Source organism: Brochothrix sp. (assembly GCF_017549435.1).
In the GTDB taxonomy this organism is placed as follows: Bacteria; Bacillota; Bacilli; order Lactobacillales; family Listeriaceae; genus Brochothrix; species Brochothrix thermosphacta.
The window spans coordinates 1-8,588 of the sequence record NZ_JAFYUW010000140.1; the positions used below are offsets into that span (position 1 = coordinate 1).

Annotated in this window: 6 protein-coding genes; 1 reads left to right on the top strand and 5 read right to left on the bottom strand. The window is 31.9% G+C overall.

What is annotated here, in order from left to right; all coding sequences use genetic code 11:
* From IKV95_RS09370 to IKV95_RS09380, 3 genes are all read right to left on the bottom strand, one after another.
* Positions 1–3,737, bottom strand: a 3,737-nt coding sequence (locus IKV95_RS09370) for a SpaA isopeptide-forming pilin-related protein (RefSeq protein WP_287451708.1), incomplete at its 3' end; no start/stop codon positions are given.
* A gap of 231 nt (positions 3,738–3,968) precedes the next feature.
* Positions 3,969–4,274, bottom strand: a complete 306-nt coding sequence (locus tag IKV95_RS09375; protein WP_069125205.1) for a hypothetical protein — start codon at positions 4,272–4,274, stop codon at positions 3,969–3,971.
* On the bottom strand, positions 4,258–5,694 hold the full coding sequence (locus tag IKV95_RS09380) for a helix-turn-helix domain-containing protein (protein WP_287451709.1): 1,437 nt from the start codon (positions 5,692–5,694) through the stop codon (positions 4,258–4,260). Before IKV95_RS09380 ends, IKV95_RS09375 begins: the two co-directional genes overlap by 17 nt.
* 212 nt (positions 5,695–5,906) lie before the next feature.
* Between IKV95_RS09380 and IKV95_RS09385 the strand changes: the two genes are divergently transcribed.
* Positions 5,907–6,350 carry a leucine-rich repeat protein gene (locus tag IKV95_RS09385; protein WP_069120750.1) on the top strand — a complete coding sequence of 148 codons (444 nt, stop codon included), beginning with the start codon at positions 5,907–5,909 and terminating at the stop codon, positions 6,348–6,350.
* Positions 6,351–6,429: 79 nt separating this feature from the next.
* On the opposite strand, the gene IKV95_RS09390 is transcribed toward IKV95_RS09385, so the two are convergent.
* Together IKV95_RS09390 and spx are read right to left on the bottom strand one after the other, a co-directional pair.
* Positions 6,430–7,086, bottom strand: a complete 657-nt coding sequence (locus IKV95_RS09390) for a hypothetical protein (protein ID WP_029091896.1) — start codon at positions 7,084–7,086, stop codon at positions 6,430–6,432.
* An 89-nt stretch (positions 7,087–7,175) separates the two neighbouring features.
* Positions 7,176–7,586, bottom strand: a complete 411-nt coding sequence (gene spx / locus IKV95_RS09395) for a transcriptional regulator Spx (RefSeq protein WP_029091895.1) — start codon at positions 7,584–7,586, stop codon at positions 7,176–7,178.
* Positions 7,587–8,588: the final 1,002 nt, after the last annotated feature.

Genomic DNA, 8,588 nt, shown 5'->3' on the forward strand with positions numbered 1-8,588 from the left:
AAACCACTTTGTAATACTTTTCCGTCGGTGTCTTGTAATTCAAAAACAGCACCTTGTAAAGCTTCGCCTGTTTTGTCGTCAGTTTTCGTTAATACGAAACCACCTGTAGTTAATTCGTTCGTCATGCTTACTTGAACAGCTTCTGTTTGGCCTTTTTTAACCTCTACCTTAATCGGTGTGCTATCCAACTCGTAACCTGTTGGGGCTTTCGTTTCTACTAATTGATAGTTGCCGGGTGTTAAATCAGAAACAGCTATTTTACCAGAAGCATCCGTCGTCAAACCACTTTGTAATACTTTTCCGTCGGTGTCTTGTAATTCAAAAACAGCACCTTGTAAAGCTTCGCCTGTTTTGTCGTCAGTTTTCGTTAATACGAAACCACCTTTTGTTAATTCGTTTGTCATGCTTACTTGTACCACTTCTGTTTGGCCTTTTTTGACCTCGAACTTAATCGGTGTGGCATCCAACTCATAACCTGTTGGAGCTTTGGTTTCCACAAATTGATATGTTCCAACAACTAATTCATCAACAGTAATCTTGCCTTCATCATCTGTTGTTAAACCACTTTGCAACACTTTTCCGTTCGAATCTTGCAAGTCAAAAACTGCACCTTGTAATTTTTCCTTTGTAGTATCGTCTGTTTTGCTTAACACGACAGTGTTTGTATCGACTACTATATTAATTTGTGCCTCATTTGAAGTGAACGGTAACGTATTACCATTTAAAATAGCTTCACCCTGAGCAGTATTGATTGTTAGCTCACCTTGTTTTGCACTTATAGGACTTGTGACTGGAACAAAGGCTTCTATTTTTTCTCCAATATTCAATACATTTTTAGTGATTTTAAAAGATTTTGCCTCTTTCCAATCACTACTCCAAGAACCATTATTACTAGATGTGGCATCTTTAGAGTACTCTACAACTGCACCCTTACTAACTTCTATTGGTCCAGTTAACTTCGTTATAAAATCGGAATTCCCATTTAGTTTACTAATATCATCGAAAATAACAGGAGAAACTACTTGAGTTGATAATGTATTATTCAAAAGTAATTTCCAGGTTGCATTTTCGCCATTACTAATGGTTGCTTGATCAGAAAAACCAGTGTTAACTGCGCCCTCAACTGATTTAGATAATATCAACCCTCCGTCACTAATCACCTGTGAAAACTTACTGTCCCATACAATCGAGTCTCTATTTTTATCAAAATCATGAATGTCTTGATGATTTCGGCTTCCATAGGCAACGACCGAATAGTCTTTGAATTTTTCGGAATCAGTAGTAATCCAACTTTCTATTGGCGCTTTTTGATTATTTTCAATAAAAGCATCATATGCAACCTGAGAAACATTAACAGGTAAGTTATACTTAAAGCCTGAATTCCCGATATTTCTATCTGATGCGGAACCTGCTTTTTGTAATGTTGCTAATGCTTTTTTGAACTTGAACACTACAACTTGTCGAGATGCGTTATAATCAGCCGTCGCTGGCAATACTTCTGTCGTAATATCAATATCGTTACCTGGTTGAGGAACGTCAATATTGTATGGTGCACCTAATTTTTTTTCAGCTGCACTAACACCCTTACTAGAATCCAAAGTTACTCCTGCAGGTAGAACTACCCTCATAATTGCACCGTCAACATCTTCTTCTGGTGTTAGATTATTCGCGTAAACTGTAAAATTATTTGTCTTTCCAACTGTTAATGTAGAAGGGACATTGACAATCGTATTTAAGTTTAAATTGGGTTGTAAATTAACTTTTGCTTCAGATGTCTTTTCTTCGCTTATCGAACCATCTTTAAACTCAACTTCTTGGCTAGCAGTGTTTTGTATCGATTTAATGCTATGGTCAATTGTTTGATCAAAAATGTTCGCAAAAGAAGAAATACCGTTTACAATAATTTTCGGTTGTACATTCTCAGCTTTATCTTTTTCATTTACTACCGATACTTTCCAACCAGTTAAAACTTCACCCGGTTGTAAATCAATCTGTAAATCTGATTTGTCCGTTTGGGCATAATTAAGACTCCCTACAACATGAAAACCTATCTTTAAAACCGATTTAGCTTTTGCATCACTAGCGTTTCTCCAGCCGTTTTTATTTGTTTTATAACTCACAGTCAATTTTGTATCACCCTCTACAATCGGTGTATTTAACTGTATATTTATATTTGAAATTATAAAATGGCTCCAAAAAACCTCGTTCCCAAAACGATCCATACTGTCTTCAATTGTCATATTTTTAACACTTTTTTTCGAATTTTTATCTGCAACAAAACTACCATTCACCTCATAGTTAGAATAAATACTTCCTGATAACCATGTGTTGGTTAATATCTTTTTATCAAGACCGCTAGAATCATCCTCACCACTGGATAAGATTGGACCTTGTGCTTCACTAGGTTTCCCTGCTATTTCTGTACTCTCAGGGTTATTATCATTAGCCGACATCGTTACGATGTTTTTAGGTGGCCTTGTATCATCAGGGAATTTATCTTCAGGATACTCCACTACTAGTGATGGTATTTCACCATCTTGTGAAGATAGGGAATTACCTGCACCGTAAAACTGTTTGTCCCTTTCCCAAATCGCTTTCCATCCTGTATTTTGATCACCTGTTATGATCCACTTACCACCCGCATTATTGCTACTCTTAATAATTGCACCTGCCGGGATGTTATCTTCTAATTTTAAATTTTGTAATGTAATTTCTTTATTAGAACCTACACGATTAACATTGAATGAATAGGTGACTAGTCGATTCGTTGAACCTGGGGCAGTGGCTGCTGTTTTATTAACAGCATAATCTGTTGTGCCGTGTAATGTTGTTTGTTGCTCTGATTGTGGTACCTTACCCGACACTGTTTCTGATCCTACAATTGATCCAGTAAGAATCTCACCATCATATCTATCATGAATATTAGCTTCACTACCGGCATCCGTGATGGGAACAATCGCAATCGTAAATTCAGCAATTGTTTTAGTAATCTCATTTAGCACAATATTGATTGTCCCGTCGTCATTAATTGTATACTCCTTTACAATCGAATCAGGACCTGTAACTATCCCTGAGTTTTCGCCATCTGAGGATAACTTATAACCCGAAGGAATCTTGAAAGTTAAGTTTACACCTGCAAGAGTATTCGTTGCATTTGCTGTCGAGTTTATTGTAACTTTATACGGAAACCCTAAATAATTTTCACCTGACGAAAAATCGACATCTTTTTGCGCACTTAAATTAACATCATATTCTAATGTTGCATTTTTAGTTCCCTTGTCGATGGGATCTTTCTCCGCGACAACTGATTTATTTAAAGAAGCTTTAGGCGTAGCATCTGCTTCTTTGGCCTTTTCTGCTTCTTTCTCATTTTTCACCTTTATTGTTACGCCTTCTAATTCTTTATCTTTTAGTAATCCATTTACTGTAAATTCACCTTCAGTAGAAGCTTTAAACTGGTATTCAATATGTTTTTTGTTGATGTTTTTTTCACTCACTAGTATCAATGATTTTGGATATGAGATTTTGAAATCGGTAAGATCAACTTCATCTCCTTTTACATTCACTTTAAAAACTTCGTCAATTCCAACGTTTGTTTTTTCAGATGTAATGAGAACATCACTAGTTGGTTCATTTACATCGGCAATAACTGAAATAATTCCTATCTGGCTAATTGCAACAATCACTGCCACAATTATTAAGAGTTTTTTAGTCAATGATTCTTTAATTTTATGCATATTCTTTCCTCCAAAATTCTTAAATTTATTTTTCAAAATCATACAACGATTATTTGTATACTTTAATTAAGCTTAAACTATCAAAACAGTATATAAACTTAATACCCTAATATTTAGTATAACGTAGTATATTCTTTTTTTTTCTTTTTATCTTTTTATTATTTTAAAAAACAAAAAACATGTCGCAGTATCTGCAACATGTTTTTTCCTTCTTTAATTTATATTATTTACTTATTCTGCAAAAAAAACCGTTCCGGCTAATGAAGAGAAAAAACCACCTAAATACGTATCAGTATTATCATCTTCAATTTTTTCTCCTTGCATTATAGCTAATTGCTGCTCAATTTTTTTGAAATTTTGTTGTGTGTCATCTGGCTTGCTTTTTTTTTCTTTCACCATTTTTTTATTGCTGAAATTAATTTTAATAGAATCATTCGCACTATATGTATCAGCAGCTTGTACCGAATGAGGTAACATAATAATCGTGGCGCTCAAAAATATTATTGTGAAACCAATGAATTCATTTTGCTTTTTCACGTTGTTTCTCCCTTCGTATAAATACAAGCGTATTCCCAAAATTCTTCCAATCTTTATTAGTGGGTGGCTCTTTCCATATTATTTGATTACAAGATACAAACTCAGAATTATAATCTGATATATATAAATCCGTTTTATCATCAGGTTTAGTACTAATATTTATGTCCATTGACTGAAACTGTAAAATATTATTTGATATATAGTCAGTATAAGTTTTTCCTCTTGAAAAGTCGATACATATATTAATACTTCTTGAAAGGTAAGAGATGGGTACTATCGTTATAATCGCAAAAAGATAATCATAAAACAATGTTTTTTTTGCACTTTCAGATTTAATAAATGCCGCCTTTTCAATAAATGAAATAACAAACTCAAAATATTCTGGATACACTTCTTCAAAGTACTTCCATTGGTTATCCGTTATAAAGGTATTTGTCGAATATTGAAAATATATCCAGCGAAAGTTAATACGATTGATATTCGCCATTAACTGAGGCAATATTTCACTATCATTAATTGCATTGCTCTCCTGCAACAATTCTCTCACTATTTTTTCAGAAAAATCTGTACCTATCTTATTAACTAAGCGTATATTTGCTTTACCTATATCAGTATCTTCAATCGGTATGAAGTTTTCAGCATATAAAAACCGTGAAAAATAAAGTGTTTCTTGTATTTTTATATCCTTATCTTTCATAGGAATGTATTTTTGATAAGCTTGTAAAGTATCATTTTCACTATTGAAATCTGTAGAGGAGATTTCAACATAGTTTTCATTCTTAATCCTTTTATTAATAATCCTCATGAAAATATATATCTTTTCTTCCTGACTTAAAGGTATATTCCCTTTTAAATTTGAAATAATCTCTTCATGTTCTTTAATTTCATCTATTCTGACTTTAAATATATCTTTGCATCCATTAAAGAAAAAGTAATATACATCAAAATAAAGCAGTCTGATTTTTTCCTCATCACCTTGTATCTGTCCATTTTTTATTGATATAGATAACGGTTTTAACATACTAGATAATTTCTTTTTAACATCATATGCTTTTGATTCACTTATAAAAAACTTCTCTGCAAATTCTGCTAGACTTGTCTTCCTATAAAGTAATTCCTCAAACAAACAGAAATAGTATGATTTTCTCACATAACTTCTTCTCAAACGTATAATAGTTTCTTCGTTGATATTGGTTGCTGTTACAAAATGAATGTTAATAATTTCAAGTTTATTTAATTTGAGTTCAGCTAATTCAACATTTAATTCCTCAATCAAATTTTCAACTTTAAATCTTGATATACCCAAGTTTTTCATTAACGAATCTATCGGAAAGTAATGATTCATATCTGCTTCTAGAAAATGTATTAAATATAATTTATTACGATCATTTGTTTCTAAAAAATCATGCATATTTATCATCAAATTCTCTCCTCTTACGTTATTTTCTATCCGTATGGAATTTTAGCATTCTTTTTATTAAAGTACAAATTTTTATCATTCTTCTTTTATTTTATTATTTTCTAAAAAAAAAATGTTTTTTTAAAAATTATTTCATTTAAAATAAACAAGTAGTTTATTACAGCGTAGTAACGAAAACACTATATAAACAGTTATGGAGGTGTATTAATAGTATGTGTAACGAAAATACTTACAATGAAAAGTTCTGTATTTCATCATTTAGCAATAAAAATAATAAGGTTTATGTTATTGTTCGTATCCTAGAAAAAATTACCTTCCAAGAATTCATCGGAGCATTAGATTCCATTATCGATAAAGGCACCAATAGTATAAAACATCTCACTATTGAAGGGCCTAATAGCTTCTCAATATCAAACAATGTATTAAATTATCCCTGCTGGAATAGCTTAGAAATATTAATTACATCAGATATAACAAATATACCACCTTATGCATTTAATAATGCAAAAAAACTACAACTCATCCAACTACAAAATGTCAAAGAAATTGGAGCATGGTCTTTTGCAAACACCTCATCATTAGAATTAGTCAAACTGACAAATCTAAAAAAGATTCACCCACAGGCATTTAAAAACTCTCATTATTATTTCTCCTGAAATGTTAATCTAAACAATAAAAAACCACAAAATAATAATCTTGTGGTTTTTATTGTTTAGATTAATCTGCTCTTCTTTATTATACAATAAGTTCTGCTGGTTCAATTTGATAAATACCACCTAAAAACATCCCATAAAATACAGGTTTATCCAAACTAATAATATCAAATATTTTACCTTCAAACTTCAACCAATCTGACTCTGTTTCTTCATTACAAAGAATAACTTTTTGTTCAGATGTATTAACAAGTAAGATACCTTTATGGCAATAACACATTTGTGTGTATTGCACTTTTAATTGCAGTTGTTTAACCAATACCAACACATTATTTTCATAGCTATAATAAGAAAGTAGGCTGCCATCATCACTCAATGTTATAATTTCTTTTGTGCGTTTATTGATATCGATAGCCGAGATGGGCTCCTCTAAAAAATGGTGTGTTACAATAAGGCCTAACTTATCAAACAAGTAGATTTCTTTTGTTGGAAAGGGCATCGCAACTAACAGCTTATCATCATAAAACTGTGCATGAACATCTAACCAATTTTCATTCTTTTTTTCTATCACTTCAAACACAGCAATCCAAGCTTCCCCAAACTTTGCTGCGATGTAATTTTCATCGTTAATAAGTTCTACAGGTCTTTGATTAGTTTTTTTATAGAGCTTGTTCCCATTATTAAAGTATAACGTGTTGCTCCTCGCAAACAGGTTCACACCCTCTTCAACGTACTGCACACAAATATCCCCCTTACATTTTTCTATAAACAAAAAGACGCACCCTATGAGTTACGCCTTCCTAGTTATAGAATCACTTACTGTTTTTATTAGATTGCTTCTTCAAGATTAAGTTTAGCTTGTAATTCAGAGAGTTCATAGTTTCTTACTTTACGTGGTAAGAAGCTGCGGATATCCTCTTGGTTAAAGCCTACTTCAAGTCTTTTTTCATCAATCAATATTGGACGTTTCATAATAGTTGGATTTTCAATCATTAGAGTGAAAAGTTCATCCAATGTATAGTTATCAATGTCTTTCTTTACATGTTGAAATGCTTTTGATTTTTGTGAAATCACATCATCAGTTCCATTTTCAGACAAGCTTAAAATCTCTTTTAATTGATCACGAGATAGTTTTTGTTTAAATAAGTTTTGTTCTTTAAATGGAATATTATGCTCTTTCAACCAAGCAACTGCTTTACGACAAGATGTACAACTTGGAGTAGTATATATTGTTACCATATTCCAGCACCCCTTTCGATTTTAAAAGGCTTCATTGAGATATAACAAATACTTCTTTAGCATTTCCCTTTTTTTTCAAAAATAAACATTTTTAAAAGTTAAAAGTTAAATATCTCTTGAGTCAATTATAACGCTTATACCCCCTAGTTGTCTAGGGGGTATCTGTTATTCCGACTTTTCAACTCAGAATTATTCTGCATAATTTGTTCACTTTATTTTTTAAAAACCGATGTAAAGCCACGCCCTCTATAGCTTGAATTGGATTCATCTTTTTTTGAATTTTTAAAATACATATCTATTTTGGGATGCGAAAAAGTTTATTTGTTTTTGAAAAAATGTTGATTTGTCAAAAAAAGTCAGATACTAACCTGTCATGTGATTTAACTAAAGAACACATTTAATAAGACTATTTATTTTATTTCAACATAACCTTTTTCCTTCGCTTCATTAATTAAGCGTGATACTTTTGATTTCGATAAATTATTTTTTTAGCAATTTCACTTTGTTTCAATCCACTAAGATAATAATCTTCTACCACATTTTTCATCTCTTTTAATTTATCTGACTCCATGTTAACTCCTCATTTTTATTGGATCACAATTCACTCCTCAATTCAGCGATTGCGCATACCGTTGAATTTTTTTCAATCATAAATAGTAGGAATAAATTCATCTGAATGCTCTTTTTCTCAAATTAAATTCATAAAAAAATCTATAATTTAGTGCGTCGCCAGCACACTAAATTATAGAACATGATATATATTTATAAATTAAAAATCAGATGAACACGTTGGGATATTAGCAAAAGATTAGTACTATTAAGTAATTAACATAAGGTTTGGTACTCGCTGTCGCTGCGTCCCATACTACTCTCGTAAAGCGAATAAATTCGCAACGATAAAGTCATAAGGATTGGTACTCGCTTGCGCTCCGTCCCATACTGTCTTTGTAAGCTCATATATTCGCAACAATGTCAGCACCCCTACTGTTCTCGTAAAGCGGA

Coding starts and splice junctions, on each gene's coding strand:
- spx (WP_029091895.1), bottom strand. CDS start 7,586: ATGGTAACAATATATACTACTCCAAGTTGTACATCTTGTCGTAAAGCA.
- IKV95_RS09380 (WP_287451709.1), bottom strand. CDS start 5,694: ATGATAAATATGCATGATTTTTTAGAAACAAATGATCGTAATAAATTA.
- IKV95_RS09385 (WP_069120750.1), top strand. CDS start 5,907: ATGTGTAACGAAAATACTTACAATGAAAAGTTCTGTATTTCATCATTT.